The sequence below is a fragment of the Enterococcus hermanniensis genome (genome assembly GCF_001885945.1).
GTDB classification, from domain to species: domain Bacteria; phylum Bacillota; class Bacilli; order Lactobacillales; family Enterococcaceae; genus Enterococcus_A; species Enterococcus_A hermanniensis.
This window is the reverse complement of the sequence record NZ_JXKQ01000006.1, coordinates 45960-63164: the sequence shown is the minus strand read 5'-3', so window position 1 is coordinate 63164 and position 17205 is coordinate 45960. Positions and strand designations below refer to the sequence as shown.

At 37.4% G+C, this 17205-nt stretch carries 18 protein-coding genes and 1 pseudogene; 4 read left to right on the top strand and 15 right to left on the bottom strand.

The genetic code is table 11. From position 1 onward, the window contains the following. Positions 1–14: 14 nt before the first annotated feature. Positions 15–1214: an MFS transporter gene (locus tag RV04_RS08165; protein WP_071857964.1), complete on the bottom strand. Its 1200-nt coding sequence runs from the start codon at positions 1212–1214 to the stop codon at positions 15–17. Positions 1215–1359: 145 nt separating this feature from the next. Between RV04_RS08165 and RV04_RS08160 the strand changes: the two genes are divergently transcribed. Both RV04_RS08160 and gloA2 read left to right on the top strand, forming a co-directional pair. After that, entirely contained in the window at positions 1360–1713 is a 354-nt protein-coding gene (locus RV04_RS08160; RefSeq protein WP_071857963.1) for a winged helix-turn-helix transcriptional regulator, read from the top strand. A 78-nt stretch (positions 1714–1791) separates the two neighbouring features. Then, positions 1792–2181 (top strand): SMU1112c/YaeR family gloxylase I-like metalloprotein, encoded by a 390-nt coding sequence (gloA2, locus tag RV04_RS08155; protein ID WP_071857962.1) that lies wholly within the window; start codon positions 1792–1794, stop codon positions 2179–2181. 32 nt (positions 2182–2213) lie between these two features. Here gloA2 and RV04_RS08150 read toward each other — a convergent pair whose 3' ends face one another. The 9 genes from RV04_RS08150 to RV04_RS08110 form a co-directional block, all read right to left on the bottom strand. Further along, positions 2214–2519, bottom strand: coding sequence for a nucleotide pyrophosphohydrolase (locus tag RV04_RS08150; protein WP_071857961.1), 306 nt, complete (start codon positions 2517–2519; stop codon positions 2214–2216). A gap of 42 nt (positions 2520–2561) precedes the next feature. Next, positions 2562–4163 (bottom strand): SpaH/EbpB family LPXTG-anchored major pilin, encoded by a 1602-nt coding sequence (locus RV04_RS08145; protein WP_071857960.1) that lies wholly within the window; start codon positions 4161–4163, stop codon positions 2562–2564. Then, positions 4160–4816, bottom strand: a complete 657-nt coding sequence (locus RV04_RS08140) for an LPXTG cell wall anchor domain-containing protein (RefSeq protein WP_071857959.1) — start codon at positions 4814–4816, stop codon at positions 4160–4162. Before RV04_RS08140 ends, RV04_RS08145 begins: the two co-directional genes overlap by 4 nt. A 552-nt stretch (positions 4817–5368) precedes the next feature. Further along, the gene (locus RV04_RS08135) at positions 5369–5749 is read right to left on the bottom strand and encodes an ASCH domain-containing protein (RefSeq protein ID WP_071857958.1); all 381 of its coding nucleotides are present in this window, start codon (positions 5747–5749) and stop codon (positions 5369–5371) included. Between the two features lie 21 nt (positions 5750–5770). Next, positions 5771–6748, bottom strand: coding sequence for a tRNA dihydrouridine synthase (locus RV04_RS08130; RefSeq protein ID WP_071857957.1), 978 nt, complete (start codon positions 6746–6748; stop codon positions 5771–5773). 122 nt (positions 6749–6870) lie between these two features. Next, the gene (locus RV04_RS08125; protein ID WP_071857956.1) at positions 6871–7080 is read right to left on the bottom strand and encodes a hypothetical protein; all 210 of its coding nucleotides are present in this window, start codon (positions 7078–7080) and stop codon (positions 6871–6873) included. 34 nt (positions 7081–7114) lie between these two features. Then, positions 7115–7681, bottom strand: coding sequence for a hypothetical protein (locus RV04_RS08120; RefSeq protein ID WP_071857955.1), 567 nt, complete (start codon positions 7679–7681; stop codon positions 7115–7117). A gap of 13 nt (positions 7682–7694) precedes the next feature. Further along, a complete protein-coding gene (locus RV04_RS08115) occupies positions 7695–8111 on the bottom strand; it encodes a MarR family winged helix-turn-helix transcriptional regulator (RefSeq protein WP_071857954.1) in 417 nt (138 codons plus the stop codon). A gap of 247 nt (positions 8112–8358) precedes the next feature. Beyond that, a complete protein-coding gene (locus RV04_RS08110; RefSeq protein ID WP_245791071.1) occupies positions 8359–8790 on the bottom strand; it encodes a MarR family winged helix-turn-helix transcriptional regulator in 432 nt (143 codons plus the stop codon). A 141-nt stretch (positions 8791–8931) separates the two neighbouring features. Here RV04_RS08110 and RV04_RS13400 point away from each other — a divergent pair, with 141 nt between their 5' ends. Next, complete coding sequence (locus tag RV04_RS13400; protein ID WP_211271187.1) at positions 8932–9249, top strand: MFS transporter; 318 nt, start codon at positions 8932–8934, stop codon at positions 9247–9249. Beyond that, positions 9179–10315: a DHA2 family efflux MFS transporter permease subunit gene (locus tag RV04_RS08105; RefSeq protein WP_211271186.1), complete on the top strand. Its 1137-nt coding sequence runs from the start codon at positions 9179–9181 to the stop codon at positions 10313–10315. The genes RV04_RS13400 and RV04_RS08105 overlap by 71 nt, the downstream gene beginning before the upstream one ends. A gap of 308 nt (positions 10316–10623) precedes the next feature. Here RV04_RS08105 and nagE read toward each other — a convergent pair whose 3' ends face one another. The 5 genes and pseudogenes from nagE to arsB (RV04_RS08080) form a co-directional block, all read right to left on the bottom strand. Further along, a complete protein-coding gene (nagE, locus tag RV04_RS08100; RefSeq protein ID WP_071857953.1) occupies positions 10624–12612 on the bottom strand; it encodes an N-acetylglucosamine-specific PTS transporter subunit IIBC in 1989 nt (662 codons plus the stop codon). A gap of 274 nt (positions 12613–12886) precedes the next feature. Next, positions 12887–13780 carry a hypothetical protein gene (locus RV04_RS08095; protein WP_071857952.1) on the bottom strand — a complete coding sequence of 298 codons (894 nt, stop codon included), beginning with the start codon at positions 13778–13780 and terminating at the stop codon, positions 12887–12889. An 844-nt stretch (positions 13781–14624) separates the two neighbouring features. Continuing rightward, positions 14625–15032 carry an arsenate reductase (thioredoxin) gene (gene arsC / locus RV04_RS08090; RefSeq protein WP_071857951.1) on the bottom strand — a complete coding sequence of 136 codons (408 nt, stop codon included), beginning with the start codon at positions 15030–15032 and terminating at the stop codon, positions 14625–14627. 2 nt (positions 15033–15034) lie between these two features. Next, entirely contained in the window at positions 15035–16117 is a 1083-nt protein-coding gene (gene arsB, locus RV04_RS08085; protein WP_061724878.1) for an arsenite efflux transporter membrane subunit ArsB, read from the bottom strand. A 9-nt stretch (positions 16118–16126) separates the two neighbouring features. After that, positions 16127–17167, bottom strand: a pseudogene (arsB, locus tag RV04_RS08080) (ACR3 family arsenite efflux transporter); the annotation flags it as partial. Between the last annotated feature and the right edge of the window lie 38 nt (positions 17168–17205).

The window sequence follows — 17205 nt, the reverse complement described above, 5'->3', positions numbered from 1 at the left end:
TGGTTGGTTCTTTTTTAGTCTTCACATTCAGTTAAAACGGATTTTGCTTCACTTTTTTGCACTTGAATCGTCAAAAGAATCGCTAATAACACAATAATCGCTCCAAAAATCGGGGTATAGGCAACGCCAATCTTCCCAGTTACTTGCGCTCCAACTGTTGAGCCTAAAGTAATGCCGATATTGAAGGCAGCAATATTCAAAGCAGATGCTAGCGTAATATCTTGTGGAACATACTTTTCCGCTAATTGGACAACATACAATTGTAAACCTGGTACATTCATAAAAGCAAACAAACCTAAAAGTAGTGCCCCAATCAATCCTAAAATATTATTTCCAACCATAATCGTCACGAATAAGAAGAGTAAAGCGATCATCAACAAACCAAACATTTTGATCAATGAAGCTAACGGGTTTTCATTCGCCAAATGGCCGCCAACAGTATTTCCTACCGCTACCATCAAACCGTAAACAATCAAGATAATCACGATTGCGCTAGCTGAAAAACCAAAATTTTCTAGAATCGGTGATAGATACGTATATGCCGCAAACGTTCCACCGTAACCAAACGCTGTGATCAAGAAAGACATCACTAATGGTTTATTGGAAAAAATTCGTTTGAATCCTTTTAAATCAACTTTACCAGGAATTGGCAGGTGACGCGGTACTAAGAAACTGCTAGCAACCAAACCGATCAAACCAACAGCAGCAATAAATATAAAGGACATATTCCACGTTGTTTGTTGTCCGATAAAAGTGCCTAGCGGTACACCCGTAACAGTCGCAACAGTCAAACCAGTAAACATAATCGCAATTGCACTCGCCCGTCTAGAAGGTTCAACGACATCGGCCGCAATAACTGTTGAGACCGACATAAAAATACCATGTGCTAAGGCCGCCAAGATACGGCCCACTAATAAGATGGAAAATGTTGGCGCAAATGCAGCGAGTAAGTTACCGCTGATAAATAGGATCATGATCCCCAGCATTAAATTACGACGATTCCATTTACCTGTTAAAACTGTCAATAATGGAGCCCCGATCGTGACCCCCAACGCATAAAGTGAGACTGTCAATCCTGCTTGAGCTAATGTGACATTGAAACTTTTGACGATCATCGGCAATAATCCGACACTAATAAATTCAGTTGAACCAATCGCAAATGCGTTGATTGCTAATGCCAATAAAGTTAAATTTGGTGATAGTTTCTTTTCCATAATTTCCTCCAAAAAAAGTATTTGTATCCTACGAGAAGATACTATATACTGTTGATGAACTTTTGATAAGTACCCACTTTTTTGTATCATAGGTACCTTTTAGTAACTTTTGTGTCTTATCAATATTTTAGGAGGTAATTTTTTTTTGGAAAATCGTGAATACATGATTGGTGTCGAAGCTACGATGGATGTTATTGGCGGAAAATGGAAACCGATCATCTTATGCAACTTGCGTCATGGACCGATGCGCCCAAGTGATTTGAAACGCGGGATCACTGGTATTAGTCAAAAAATGCTGACTCAACAATTACGTGAATTAGAAGATGATAAAATCATTGATCGTAAAGTCTATCAACAGGTTCCGCCGAAAGTTGAATATTCTTTAAGTGAATATGGACTTAGCTTATCCAATATTTTAGATAGTTTATGTAATTGGGGTGAACAACACGTCAATCATTTGCAACAGCAAGGCCAAGCGATCTCGTTAAAAAGTAAATAAAGGCAGACGAAGGTTCGTCTGCTTTTATTTTCCTACTATCTATCCGTTATACTAAAGAAAAAGCGAAAGGATTTTTTTATGTTAAAACCAACTTTTTCTACCATCCACCATGTGGCGATCATCGTCTCGGATTATCAAAAAGCCAAACACTTTTATGTCGATGTTTTAGGACTACCGATCATTCGTGAAAACTATCGACCAGAACGCCAAGATTACAAATTAGATTTACAATTACAAGGTGCCGAGCTAGAGATTTTTGCTGTCCAAGATCCACCCAAGCGGCCCAGTTTTCCAGAAGCAACGGGCTTGCGACATCTGGCTTTCAAGACTGATAATATTGAAGAAATGGTTACTTATCTAGCCGAGCAAGGAATTGAGTGCGAGCCTTTACGTACGGATGATTACACTGGTGAAAAAATGACCTTCTTCTTTGATCCTGATGGCCTGCCATTAGAATTACATGAATAAAAAGGACGTGCGACAAAGTCGCATGTCCTTTTTTAAGCTTCATCTACTGGATATTTGATTGCGTTTTTCTTTAATTTCTCACTGATGATCTCATCGATGTCAAAATCCAGATTGTCTGCCATCATATACGAGTAAATCAAAACATCCGCGAGTTCTTCTTTCAAACGTTCCGTCTGTGTCCGTGCCTCAGCCGAATCTTTCCATTGGAAAAGTTCTAATAATTCGGCTGCTTCTAAACAAATCGATAACGCTAAATCTTTTTCATTGTGGAATGGGCGCCAGTTTCGTTCATCACGAAATTGGTTGATTTTTTCCATAATTTTTTCCATACTTGTCATCGTTCAACCTTCTTTCGCTCCCATTTTACCACAGAAAGCCACTTAGTTTACGGCTTGTTGGATGCGACGGTATCTAATAACGGCACCTAACATCATTACTAAACCGATCGCTAAGAAGGCGATGATCCCTTTACCACCAGTTGATGGTAAGAAGCCGCCTTTAGAGACGTTGGCAATTGCTAAAGATTCTCCATCGTCGAACGAGCCTTCTTTTATCTCAAACTCTTGGTCATCCTTCAATAATTGGAAGCCGTTTGGTGCTTTCGTTTCTTGTAAATAATACGTACCGAATGACAGACCCGTTACTTGTAATTGACCTAATTCATTAGAAGTATAGACTTCTGCTTCAGTTTCGTTGGCTGTCCAAGAAATCGTATTCGTACCTTTTTTTAAGTAAAGTTTTTGACCATTGACTATTTTGTACACTTTGAACTCAGCACCTTGTAATGCTTGTGTTTCTTTACCGTCCTCATGTTTGAAGAATTTTTTTCCTCCGGTAATGATAGAAGGGATCTCTTCTTCAACTTTTTTATTTTCTGACTCACCATCATGTCCTAAATCTACAGTAAATTCATTTTCTACTGATGTATCAACAGGAGTTTCATCGGTAAATGATACCGCGTAGTAAATGTAGATCGTTTTGCCTGCATATTGCTTCAAATAATCAGCTGTTTCCTTTGCTTTATCAAGATATTGAGGATCTAGATTCATCTTGATCTCAAAGCCAGCATAACCTGAAAAATCTGTACCTGCATTCGTATAAGACGCTGCACTATGACTAAGGAAATCATCTTTGATATCTTTTGTTTCGTCAGTACCAACTATGATTTTATCGATTCCTTCAAATTTCAAGCCTTTTTCTGAGACCGCATCTTTTAAGTTCAGGGCCGTATAACGTGGAATTTCTTGCCCCTTTTCATCAGTAACAAATTCTCCGATCTGATTCGGGATCGTAAGTCCGACACGGTACGTAATTTTTTTACCGATTTCGTAGTCAATGAGACTATCATTTTCACCAGCTATCGGATTGCCCTCGTCATCCAATAATTCTTTGCTGATGTCGGTTTTGATTTTATTTTTTGGATACAGATGAATGTTGGTATTTTCCACACCTTCCTTATTTATTACCGGCAACATCAAGATCAGTGGTGCGGAAATCGTTTCTCTATCGTCAGCTGCTTCTTCTACAAATAGATAAATTTTATAGGTCCCATCAGCATTGCGTTTTTCGAGTCCTTCAAATTTAGCTTCACCATTTCCATCTGTTACTACAGTTTGTAAAGCCGCCCCAGCATCTGCTGGTAATGTATACGTACTCATCAAGTCTTTTACTGCCTTTTGGTACTCCGCATCGCTAGCGTCTTGTTTGATAGTTTGATTCAACTGTTGATAAAAATCAGCACTGACTTCCCAAACATCAAATTTTACTCCCGGCAATCCTTCATAACGCTCAAACTCAGACATCTTATCCCCTGTATTTTGGATCGTAGTCGTTGGAAATTGGTCCATTTTGTTCTTGTGTAATGTTACAGCAACTGTTTCATCCTCAGCAGCATACGTAGTATTTCCAAAGCCAAATATGCCTATAACCAATGGTAATAAACAAGTTAATGCGACCAACAAACGTGTCGTTCTTTTCTTCATTCTTTTTTTCTCCCCTTATTTTTGTTTTTATATACGAGACCAAGACTACCGATCAATACTAAAACTAAACCACCTACTACAAAATTACTGTTCATGGTATTCGTTTGTGGTAATTGTTTCCCGATAGCGCTCGGCTTATTCGTATCATTTTCGATAGTGATTGATTCTTTTGGATGGATTTCTTGATACTTTCCATAGAGAGACATCGATCCGTTAAATAATTCCGTTGGCATAAAAATTACCATCGGTAAAAATTCTTTACTCCCTGTTTCACCGGACGCAACTAATAGATAGACGGCATTTCGTCCTAACTGCTGGTGAGGGACGGTTGTTTGAGCAATACCGTCACTACTTGTTAGTATTGGTTGCGCGTTCACTTTTAGCAATCCGGTTTGCTGGATCAATTGTTGAAATTGTTTTTTATTTTGATACTGGTTCAACCATGTTTGCTGGATGTCTTTTTCACTCTGATTTTGGCTATTACACCAAGCCGTCAAATCAACAAGATCGAAAGTGATCGATTCTGTTCCTACTACTTTTTCTCCTGCTTGTTTAGTATCGATCGTCAATGAAACTTCGGCTTCTGAAGCGTAAGAAGAGGGTGCGAATAGCCAGCTAACTAACAAAATAAAAAGCAGAATCCTTTTTTTCAAACCCAGTACCTCCCTCTTTTCAAAATTTATTCATTTTGCATTCAATCATTTTTTATCTCGAGCAGATAAGTGATCTTTTGCAGCGACAGGCCGTTCACAACAACTCTCCAAATACTTCGTTCTATTTTTCAAAATGTTTCTCCTCAATACTTATGGACTCCAACAAATAGTTACAGATCCCATCTTCCACTCGATGGCCCTCCTTTCTTGCTTGTTCATAATCAATTTTAAGCAAAATAACTTTGTAGCGCTTTGGAAGACTTTATTAAAAACTAGTTATTTTTATTAAAATTCAGCTTCATTTGAAGCGGTTTAAACGATGGAAAATCAAATTCTATTGTTATAAACCTTTTTCCCTTAATCATATTGATGTTTATAAGTTTTTATTTTTATTATTTTAGACAAAATAAAAACACCTACTTTTTAAGTAAGTGTTTTTAAGAGGTACTATTTTTGACTAATAATCAATAAATTTACAAAACAACCTGTTATCCCACGACGGATGAAAATCAACATTTATTGCTAATAATTTTATGCTGGTCCAATCAATCATTATTCAAGAAATTGCTCATAATATCTTTCCCAGACTATTTCAAACTGAGGAGATTGATTTTCTCGATCGATCTTATCTAAAGCACTTTGAATCATTTGATCCTCGATAGTATACAATCGTTGCTTGCCTTTGATTTTAAACGGTTCAAGATAACGAAGATTGGTTAAGACCCAAGCATAGGTCCCATCGTTCAAGGCTCTGATCGCATCCAAACGAACAACACAAAGCGCGTGACCAGAAATAGTGCCCAGAGTTTTTTTAGCAGTAGCACAAATTAATAAGTCCCCACGATAGTTAGTAGACCACGTCCGATATTCTTCGGTCTTTTGACCCTTTAAAATTTCCAGTGCATATGCTGGATGAATCGATAAAGCTTTCATCTCATTCCTCCTGATTTTTCATTATGAAAGAAGGGCTGTTTGATTTTTATCGAAATCATCTAGGATATTCCGAACCTCGGCTGTTGATTTCGTATTCATCAAACGAATTCGTAAATCGTTCGCTCCTGGAAAACCTTTAACATAGATTTTAAAGAAACGATGTAATCCTACGATAGAGCGGGGAACTTGTTCAGCATACTGATCTTGTAAATCCAACTGTAAACGTAGCAAACCGATCATTTCTGCTGGTGTGTGTTCTTTAGGTTCTTGTTCAAAGGCATACGGATTTTTAAAAATCCCACGCCCGATCATCAAACCATCCACACCGTATTTTTCGGCTAATTCCAAGCCCATTTTTCGGTCTAAAATATCTCCATTGATCGTTAATAACGTTTGCGGAGCAATTGCATCACGTAATTTTATGATTTCAGGAATCACGTCCCAATGGGCATCAACTTTACTCATTTCTTTTCGAGTCCGTAAATGAACTGATAGATTTGCGATATCTTGCTTCAATAAATGACTGATCCAGTCTTTCATCTCCGCTTGTTCATAAAAACCGATTCGAGTCTTCACGCTAACGGGTAAACCACCTGCTTTAGCTGCTTCGATCAATTCTGCTGCTACTTCTGGACGTAAGATTAAGCCACTTCCTTTGCCGCGTTCAGCGACGTTTGGTACCGGACACCCCATATTCAAATCAATCCCGCTAAAACCCATATCCGCTAAAGCGATACTCATCTCTCGGAAAAATTCTGGCTTATCTCCCCAAATATGAGCCACCATCGGTTGTTCATCCTCCGTAAATACCAAGCGTCCACGGACACTTTCAATACCATCGGGATGGCAAAAACTATCTGAATTCGTAAATTCTGTAAAAAAGACATCGGGTGCTCCGGCTTCTTGGACGACATGGCGAAAAACAACGTCAGTCACATCTTCCATTGGCGCCAAAATAAAAAAGGGCTTTGGCAATTCTGCCCAAAAATTGTTGGTCATTATGTATACTTCCTCCTGACGCGTCGATTAAAACGCGAGCCTTTCAAAACATCGTTATTATACTAAGGATCGAACGAAGAAGCAAAATTACCGTTTAACTTTTTTAGTTTTTTATTTTTGATTTACCATTCGTGTCCTGCTAACTGCTCTTCTATTAATTGAATCTCTTGAGATAATTCCTCGATTGCAACTTTGATTTCTTCGACCGTCATCCCACTAGAACTATACCCTTTATAATAAGCTGTCATGTATTCGGTCTCTTCTAAGCGTTGTAGCCGCGCTCTTAATTGCCCTAATAAAGTAATCTCTTGTTCATATTGAAGTTCGTCCATCGATCATTCTCCTCATTTCATTTAACAAATAAGGCTACGCAAGAGCATTGGGGCTCGCTAATTGCGGACCTTTCCCCTCACGAGCGAGTACCCAATCATCATTGTCCCACATTTCAGTTTTACGGCGGCCACGGAAATAATCCCAGCGGGAGTCGATTTCTAACTCGATCAGTACTCCTGTTGCTCCTAAAGTCACCCAGTTGTAGCTTCCATTTTGGTGGGCAAACTTGACCCATTGAACAGGGAAGGTTTGTAACTTCCCTTCAACATCCCAAAAAGAACGCTCCTGTTGTTCGATTCGAATAAAAGATAGGCCTTTAGCATACGCCGGATGAGCTTTAGCAAAAAGTTGTACGGCTAAAATTTGAGCCTTTTCAGCTGTTAACAATCGACCAACCGGGACCGTTGTCAGATTTTTTAAGCTAATCAACTTTCCCGATCCTACAACTTCAATGATTCGAGGGCCATTATACGTATACTCTCCTGCGACTTGATAGCGTCTAATTTCTACTGTTTGGTTGTTTCTTTTTTCATTCGTCTTACTAACCTTACGATAATTTTCTGGTATTTCTATTAATTCACTTAGAAATTGATTACTCATCACATTCGCCCTCTCAATTTTCGACTAGCTTACCTAGTAACTGTTCAAATATTTTTTGCTCATCTACGGTCAGCTTAGAATAAAAAATTGCTTGTGCTTTTTTTACCGCTATTACAACTTGGTCATAAATTTTTTCGCCTACACTAGTTAAGGCCAATAAAAAACCGCGACGATCTTGCTCATTCTTTTCTTTGACTACAAAACCTTGATCAATTAGCTTTTGAACGGTCCTTGTGACATTACTGCCATTCAATCCTGTTAAGGCCACTAATTTTTCTTGTGGCAATCGGCCATGATCATGGATTTTCATGATGAAATAGTAATTGGAAGAATTCAAATGCAAAGGGATCAATACTTGGTCTAATTCTTTTTGATACTCTCGGGTCAATTTACCTAACCATTTCAAATTACTTTCAGCTTGTTCATTCATAGAATAATCTCCTTCTGTAGATATATAATTGCGTGCGCAAGCATATTTTAATTCCTTTTTTAACTAAAGTCAATCGATCTATCGTTCTGAACAGCCCATCCAACTAAAAATTTTTTCTCAAAAAAACATCTCACTAAATAGTGAGATGCTAAACTAAACCATCTATTTTTCAACTAATTTATACTGTATAAACTATCTGATCACATCATTTTTTAAATTGACGAAATCAGCATCTCAAACCAGATATTTAAACGGTTCCTAAAGTAGTATCAACCTTTTTTAATGTCTCCATCAGCTGATTTTTTTCTGTTAAAGAAATGTTTTCGCCGATTTTACCTTCTAAATCATAAAAAATTTCTTGAACCTTTTGTGCATCTTCTACACCTTTTTTCGTTAAGTATAAATTCTTTTGGCGTTCATTATCTTCGGGAATTTTCCGTGTGATATAACCATTTTGTTCTAAATTTTTTAACAGATTAGTGACTGAAGCATGTTGCATTCCTAAATAATTCGCTAAATCCTTTTGAATTGTGCCAGGATTAAGGCCAATAAAATGGATAGTACGAGCTTGGGTAATCCCTAACTTTATCGTTTTTAAACGGCCTTTAATAAATTCTTGTTGCCTCATATTAATATAATAAAATTTTTCTAAAAAACTATCTTCCATTCCATATTTCAAAAATGACCACCTGCCTTTTCTATAGTTTCCCACAAAACAATTAGAATTACAACTTTTAGTTTGACAACTTATATTTTTTGAATTATTATGTGTAAATCGTATTGTTAGATTTACAACTATATTTAAAAAGGAGATTATTACATGCAACAAAAAATAGCTAAACATCCTATGGGAATCGTTGGCGTTCTAATGTTTGGGACCTTTATAGCGATTCTAAATCAAACTTTAATGACCACTGCACTACCTCACTTAATGGTTGATTTCAAGATTACTAGTAATACTGCACAGTGGTTGACGACTGGCTTTATGCTTGTCAATGGTATCATGATTCCGATCACCGCTTTTTTAATTCAACGCTTTAGTATTCGTAGTCTTTTTTTTTACTGCTATGTCGCTCTTTACTTTAGGAACCTTACTTTGCGGATTTGCTCCCAATTTCAGCCTATTGCTGATTGGTAGGATGGTGCAAGCATCTGGGGCTGGCATCTTAATGCCTCTCATGCAAACTGTTCTTTTCGTAATTTTCCCTCCTGAAAAGCGAGGAGTAGCTATGGGGATTTTCGGATTAATCGTCGCTTTTGCTCCCGCTGTGGGACCCACTTTATCCGGTTGGATCGTCGATCAATTTCAATGGCGAATCTTATTTTATCTCTTATTACCTATCGCCTTGATTATTTTGTTGCTCGCCTTTTTCTTAGTCGAAAATATCACTCAGACGAACAAACCAAAATTTGATTTTCTATCAATTATTTTATCTAGTTTGGGATTCGGTGGACTTTTATATAGCTTTAGTATTGCAGGGAGCTTTGGTTGGACCTCCCCTACTACTTTAGGCATTTTAATTGTAGCAATATTAGCCTTAACGTGGTTTATTACTCGTCAATCACATTTAGCAGAGCCTATGTTAAATTTCCGAGTGTTTACCTATAAAATGTTTACTTTGCCCATGGCCATGGTGATAATCGTCTTTGTTGCCTTTATTGGTGGGATGACAATTTTACCTATTTATATGCAAAGTGTTTTACATTACTCCGCACTTAAATCTGGCCTAGCGCTTATGTTAGGTGGAATCGTGATGGGTATCTTATCTCCTTTTACTGGTCGAATTTATGATCAGTTAGGTGCTCGTCCATTAGCCTTCGTTGGATTAAGCTTTGTTACGGTAAGTGGATTTTTACTTACAAAAATTTCTAGTACAACTAGCTTTTCTTACCTCACAATTGCTTTTGTAATCATGATGATTGGTGAAGCAACCGTCATGATGCCTTTGACTACAGCTGCACTAAATGCCTTACCGCTATCTATGATTTCTCATGGGACAGCTATGAATAATACTATCCGTCAAATTGCTGGTGCCATTGGGACTGCCGTTTTAGTAACCATCATGACTAGTCACTCATTAGATATTAGCAAATTCGGATCTACAGCATTGGTTCCAGGTGTCCAAATCACTTTTAAAGTCGTGACTTGTCTCAGCCTTTTAGGATTAACCTTAGCCTTTTCTATTAAAAAGAAAAATATCTAGAAGTTGACGATCGAAAAGAATTTTTATTTATTAAGCCCCTATAAACCAAGGTATAGATGATCATTCTCGCTATGATTTAAAAAGACTAAAGAGCACTTCTCAAATTAGTGAGAGGTGCTTTTTAACGTTGTTCCATCAATGATTAAGCTTGTCATAGAATCCCACCACTATGTTGACGATTTTTCTCTAGTAAACAAAAAGACCTCACTCTACTAAAAATAGAGTGAAGCCTTACTTTGGTTTAGCTTATCTGAATTTTTTTATTTTCAGCTTTCCTAGACTAATTAAAAATCGCCAAATGCTAATCATTAATTGCTAGTTATTTCACCAATAACTTGGTTCGCCACTGTAACAGTTGCACTAATTTTTAAATGTGCGACTTTTTCTTGATTGGTAAAAACGACGATCATTTCAGTTTTCTTTCCCGCTTCTTCTAAAGCAACTAAATCAACCTGAGCTATCAGCTGACCTTGTGCAACTTGCTGGCCTTCTTTCACATATAACGTAAATGGGTGACCATTCAAAGCGACAGTATCGATCCCCATATGCAATAACACTTCAAGTCCAGAGACCGTTGTAATCCCTACTGCGTGTTTCGTCGGAAAAATGCTCGTGATGGTTCCTTCGATCGGTGTAAAAATCATCCCAGATTCGGGTATCACCGCAAAACCATCTCCCAGCATTTTCTCTGAAAACACCGCATCGCGAACTTCCGTAATCGAAATCACTTGTCCGGCAGCAACTGAATAGATGGGTTGCTCCTTTGTTACAACTGTCGACTCGCTCAACTTTTCAATAACTTTTTGTGTCGCATCCACTGGAGTGTCCGTATGTTCAACATCATTTTGATCAATTTTTTTCAGTTCATCGGCAACAAATTGTACCTCTGTCCCGACCACGATTTGGATATTCTGCTTATCGATCACTCGAACACCCGGCACACCTGTCGCTTTGATTTTAGCTTGATCGACACGGTCAGTGTCGTGTACTTGTAACCGCAAACGTGTCGTACAATTATCGATCGCCGTTAAATTCTCTGAACCACCTAAGTAGCCATAAATTTTTTGTGCCAAAATAGCATGTTTATCTCCAGCAGAAGTTTCCACTTCTATATCTGGCGTTTCTTCACCAGTAGCTTCTTCACGCCCTGGTGTCATCAAATGGAATTTTACAATCGCAAATCGGAATGAGAAATAATAAACGCAAGCCATGATCACACCCAAGACAAGCAACATATACGGTTTGTTCGCCATCGGTACACGCAAGCTCAAAACATAGTCAACTAAGCCGGCACTAAAATTGAAACCCGCCGTCCAATGAAACAGCGCCGCTATGAACAATGAGATCCCTGTCAAAGCCGCATGTAGAAGATATAAAGGCCATGCTACAAACATAAATGAAAACTCTAACGGTTCACTCACACCAGTAAAAAATGATGCAAAAGCCGCTGCTAGCATTAAAGAAGCTGTGGCAGCCTTTTTTTCTGGCCGTGCACTACGATAAATCGCAAATGCTCCTGCTGGCAAACCAAACATCATAACAGGGAAAAAGCCGGCTTGGTAGCGACCGGTAATTCCACGAATACCACTATTTGACCAAAAGTTTCCGATGTCATTGATACCTGCAGTATTAAACCAAAAAACATTATTCAACGCATGATGCAACCCTGTTGGGATCAACAAACGATTGAAAAATCCATACAGACCTGCACCAAAAGGCCCCATGTTAGATATCAGTTTTCCAAAATCAACTAACCCTGTAAATACAATCGGCCAAATGAACAATAAGAGTAATGAAAGACCGGCCATGATGACTGCCGTTAAAATTGGAACTAAGCGTCGGCCACTAAAAAACGAAAGTGCCATCGGTAATTTGGTCCCACTAAAACGATTATAGACTGCAGCCGCAATCAATCCAGCTAAAATGCCGATAAAAACATTTCCATTATTGATGGCCGCAAAAGCGGGGTTAACTGCTGCTTCTTTTAGCTGTAAAAGATTCGCCACTGAACTGGTACTCAACAGCGTAATTGGCGCAAAAAAAGCTACTAGTCCCGCTAGTGCAGCTGACCCATCTTTATCATTTGACATCCCATAGCCTAAACCTACTGCAAACAAGATTCCTAAATTATTTAGTATCATACCACCTGCGGTACAAAGAAATGCCGAAACAACATTATTCCCACCCATACCACTTGGGTCAATCCAATAGCCAACGCCCATAAACAAAGCTGCAATCGGTAAAGTTGCAACGGGTAACATCAATGATCGACCAATTCGTTGCATATATGCTTTCATCAAAAAACCTCCTACAATCAACATAAATTACTGTTTTCATTCTTATATCAACTGTTTATTTTATTAAATCGATGTAACTTCCTATCTAAAACTAGTTTTCCAGCTCGTTCATCAACAGAAAAATTATAACTATACCTTTGAATAAAATCAATTGTTTTCTGAAAATATTTCAGAAAACAAACTAGAAAACGCAACTTTCACGTTAGTTTTTCTAACATCTGTTCAACTATAAAAAAAGCCCTTATTCGCCTAAGCAAATAAGGACATCCTTATTTTAATTATTTGTTTCCTTAACAGCTGAAGTATCCATAAATTGTGAGGAAACAACTTTATAGGTTGCAGGATAACCATGGGTAAGGTCTTGCTCTTCTAATTGTCCCGAGCTATTGATGCGAAACATATCAATGGTATCAACTTGTTTTTCACTATCGTCTACCCGTACATAGGCATAGCCCTCGTGGTTTTCGACCGATAGCTTATAAGAAAATGAGGGTCTACCCATACTAAATTGTTGGTCCAATACCGCTCCGACCCATTGTTTGAATTGCTCCGAAGTCAAATTCTTCGTGTCGACTGATGAAGTCGAAGAAGTAGTTTCTGTTGAATCACTAGCCGAAGTGATACCCCAAGTAACCGTATGCCCATCCATATCCGTCGTCCATGTATCAAAAGTAAGTACACCATTCTTAACGGTATAAGGAATCGTATGCTGACCAATACTTAATTGATTTTCTGTCAATGTATATTGCGTATCATAATCTGGTCTATAAGTCCCAGCTAATTCTATATGTGCTGTCGTTTCATTTGTGAATCGAACTGTCGACGCACCATCATGTATCAGATTTTGTGGTGCTTTATTTTCTTCCATTGCTTGACTTGCATCTTCTCCATCATAAAGCATTGGACTTATTAGAAAAATTTTCCCGACGAATTGTTTTTGAGCGATACTTTTAACATCTGTTTCCACTTCTGTAGATTCTTTTACCACGCTACTCTGACTACTACTAGTCCTCATTTCTTTAGAGCTACTATTAGTAATAGACGTGCTACTATCTTTTTTTATACCGCTCAATTGACTCCTAGTAGTTACTGTCGTTTCTGTTTTCTGGCACGCTCCTAGTACCAATAAGCTTGTAAGTAATGCCCCAACAACAAAAGTTCTTTTCATTTTTCTCCTCCTCAAATATACGCTACCCACTGATATTGTATCCCACCTAGCAAAGGAATAACATAAATAATCAATTGATTGGCATTGATTAGAAAAATAAGTAAGCATAAAAAACTTCCAAAGTTAAATGAATGATACATGATTTTGTTGAAATCTCTACTCCATATTTTTATTCGTAATCAAGTAACATTGAGTATCATTTTTTAAAACTTAAATCAGTATTATTCTCGTAACAAGCAAAAAAGCACATTCCAAAATTGGAATGTGCTTTTGTTTGAACGATAATAATATTAACGTTTTGAGATGTGACTCGTACTTATTACAAGTACTTCTATCAATAGAAATCCAATTATATCAACATTACAAACATCTAAAAAATAGTTTGATATGGATAAAATAGGATTAATATTGATATTACTTGAACCAATTTGAACCAAAGATGAATGGTAGTTGAATACAATTTTCTTACTAGTTTATCAATCTTTTTTAGAGTTATTCCTCCCCTCTTATTTATTTGAGACCGTATTGATGGCTGGATAGCTGTCTAATAGGGGTTTCAAGGCCAGAATTAGCTAAGCTACTAGATTCTCGAATAATTGTATAAGCCGGTCACACCTACTTAAATGTGATTGAGAAGGTCAAATATAGGGTCAAAAAATACTCGTCAGTATGTCAGATAGATAAATCCAATTTTACGCCAAAAGCAGATCCTTTTCTCTTAAAATAGTAAGAGCCATCGAAGATTTATGTTTCACTTCGCACGGCTTTTACTTTAATTTTCCAATTTATCAAAAGGACATTTTACGTCTTTTTATCTTTTACCGAGATAGATGACAGTTGCTACTTAATCTAGCAAATTCGCTACACGACTTTTTATATCATCTCTAATTTCTCTGAATTTATTAATGATTTCTTCTTCTGTTCCAGTTGCTTTGGCTGGATCTTCCAAATCCCAATGAGCATGCTCAATCCCTTTTGGAATTACTGGACATTTGTCTTTGGCATCACCACATAGCGTAATAATTAGGTCTGCCTGATTAAAATAATCCATATCGATCAAATCAGATGTTTGCGTAGAGATATTTATCCCTTCCTCAGCCATTACTTGAACAGCTCTAGGATTTAACCCATGTTGTTCAATGCCGGCACTTTTAATTTCAAATTCAGCAGTTGGTAAAATAGCTTTTCCATAACCTTCTGCAATTTGACTACGACAAGAATTGCCTGTACATAAAAAGTAAATTTTTCTCATTGTTAATTCCCTCCGATATCAGACAATTCTGATGGATTTTGAATGAACCAATTTTTTGTGCGATTAGATATTTTAACTAACAGTAACATGACTGGTACTTCGACTAAAACGCCAACTACAGTCGCTAACGTAGCGCCGGATTGTAACCCAAATAATGAAATAGCTACTGCAACGGCTAATTCAAAAAAGTTACTTGCGCCGATCATACCTGCTGGTGATGCAATATCATGCGGTAGCTTCCAAAGCTTAGCCCATCCATAAGCGATTGTAAAAATAAGAAAGGTTTGGATAATTAATGGAATCGCGATAAGTAAAATATGCATAGGGTTAGCTAAAATCTTTTCTCCTTGGAAAGAGAAGATAATAATCAATGTTAATAATAACCCCATAATGGTAACCGAATTAAATTTCTTTAAGAAGACATTTTCAAAATACGCTAAGCCTTTATTTTTTATAATTATCACGCGTGTGAAGAAGCCTAATAATAGCGGTACAACCACAAAGAGCAACGTTGATAGTAAGAGTGTCCCCATTGGAACGGCCACATTGTCAACACCTAGTAAGAACGCTACGATAGGTGCGAATAGAAATAGAATAATCAAATCATTGATAGCTACTTGAACCAAGGTATAACCTGCGTCTCCCTTTGTTAAATAACTCCAGACAAAAACCATAGCGGTACATGGTGCTGCGCCGAGAATGACTGCTCCGGCAACATATTCCTTAGCTAGATCCACGGGAATTAGATTTTTGAAGACAACATAAAAGAAGAAGGCTGAAATGGCATACATAGTAAATGGTTTAATCAACCAATTGGTTACACAGGTGATAATTAGTCCTTTGGGTTTCTTTGCTGCACGAGCAATGCTAGTAAAATCAATTTTCAACATCATCGGATAAATCATTAACCAGATTAATATCGCGGTTGGAATAGAGACTTGATAATACTCAAACTTACTTAATGTGTCTGCCACAGCTGGAATAAACTTCCCAATCAACACACCTACTGCCATACATAAAATAACCCATAAAGTCAGATACTTTTCAAAAATCCCTAATCCTTGTTTTTTATTTTCAGCGCTCATTTTTTCCTCCTAGTGGCTTACGCCTTCTTTCGTAAAATATTTTTGCTTAAATTTCAAAGCAACATTCACTAATGCGATGAGTACGGGCACTTCAACTAGTGGACCGATAACGGCTGCAAAAGCTTCCCCCGAATTAATCCCAAAGACGTCTACTGCCACAGCAATCGCTAATTCAAAGTTATTACTTGCTGCGGTAAAAGAGAGCGAAGCTGCGACTGGATAACTCGTGCCCATTTTATTAGAAATGAAGAATGAAACGAAAAACATAATAATAAAGTATAAAAATAATGGAATGGCAATTCTTACAACATCAAGAGGTAATTCAATGACTTTTTCCCCTTTAACAGAAAACATAATCACGATTGTAAGTAACAAAGCAATTAATGTAATTGGACTAATTTTAGGAATGAATTTTGTTTCAAACCACGTTTTCCTTTTGAATTTAAGTAAAAGAAATCTTGAACTAATCCCAGCAATAAAAGGAATTCCTAGATAAATAAAGACACTTTTGGCAATTTCACCCATAGTTATATTTACCGAATGTGTTTCTAAACCTAACCATGTCGGCAAAACAGTCACAAATATATAGGCAAATAGCGAATAGAAAACAATTTGGAAGATCGAGTTAAAGGCAACTAAGCCTGCCGTGTACTCACTATCGCCTTGAGCAAGTTCACTCCAGACAATGACCATCGCAATACATCGAGCAATACCAATCATGATCAGTCCGACCATGTAGTCTGGATAGTCATGAAGAAAAACTACCGCCAGTACGAACATAACAATGGGACCGACGATCCAATTTTGCACTAAGGAAAGCAACAAAACTTTCCAATTCTTGAATACACGCCACATTTCTTCATATTTCACTTTGGTTAAAGGGGGATACATCATCAATATTAGACCGATTGCAATAGGGATAGAGGTTGTACCGACTTCTAAATGGTTAATCATCTTGGGTACGCCGGGTAAGAAATAACCTAGGCCAATCCCTACAGCCATTGCGATAAAAATCCATAAGGTTAGATATCTATCTAATAATGATAATTTATGATAATTTTTTTGTTACTTGATTCACTTATTTCATC

Coding starts and splice junctions, on each gene's coding strand:
- RV04_RS08165 (WP_071857964.1), bottom strand. CDS start 1,214: ATGGAAAAGAAACTATCACCAAATTTAACTTTATTGGCATTAGCAATC.
- gloA2 (WP_071857962.1), top strand. CDS start 1,792: ATGTTAAAACCAACTTTTTCTACCATCCACCATGTGGCGATCATCGTC.
- RV04_RS08150 (WP_071857961.1), bottom strand. CDS start 2,519: ATGACAAGTATGGAAAAAATTATGGAAAAAATCAACCAATTTCGTGAT.
- RV04_RS08145 (WP_071857960.1), bottom strand. CDS start 4,163: ATGAAGAAAAGAACGACACGTTTGTTGGTCGCATTAACTTGTTTATTA.
- RV04_RS08135 (WP_071857958.1), bottom strand. CDS start 5,749: ATGAAAGCTTTATCGATTCATCCAGCATATGCACTGGAAATTTTAAAG.
- RV04_RS08130 (WP_071857957.1), bottom strand. CDS start 6,748: ATGACCAACAATTTTTGGGCAGAATTGCCAAAGCCCTTTTTTATTTTG.
- RV04_RS08125 (WP_071857956.1), bottom strand. CDS start 7,080: ATGGACGAACTTCAATATGAACAAGAGATTACTTTATTAGGGCAATTA.
- RV04_RS08120 (WP_071857955.1), bottom strand. CDS start 7,681: ATGAGTAATCAATTTCTAAGTGAATTAATAGAAATACCAGAAAATTAT.
- RV04_RS08115 (WP_071857954.1), bottom strand. CDS start 8,111: ATGAATGAACAAGCTGAAAGTAATTTGAAATGGTTAGGTAAATTGACC.
- RV04_RS13400 (WP_211271187.1), top strand. CDS start 8,932: ATGCAACAAAAAATAGCTAAACATCCTATGGGAATCGTTGGCGTTCTA.
- RV04_RS08105 (WP_211271186.1), top strand. CDS start 9,179: ATGTCGCTCTTTACTTTAGGAACCTTACTTTGCGGATTTGCTCCCAAT.
- nagE (WP_071857953.1), bottom strand. CDS start 12,612: ATGAAAGCATATATGCAACGAATTGGTCGATCATTGATGTTACCCGTT.
- RV04_RS08095 (WP_071857952.1), bottom strand. CDS start 13,780: ATGAAAAGAACTTTTGTTGTTGGGGCATTACTTACAAGCTTATTGGTA.
- arsC (WP_071857951.1), bottom strand. CDS start 15,032: ATGAGAAAAATTTACTTTTTATGTACAGGCAATTCTTGTCGTAGTCAA.
- arsB (WP_061724878.1), bottom strand. CDS start 16,117: ATGAGCGCTGAAAATAAAAAACAAGGATTAGGGATTTTTGAAAAGTAT.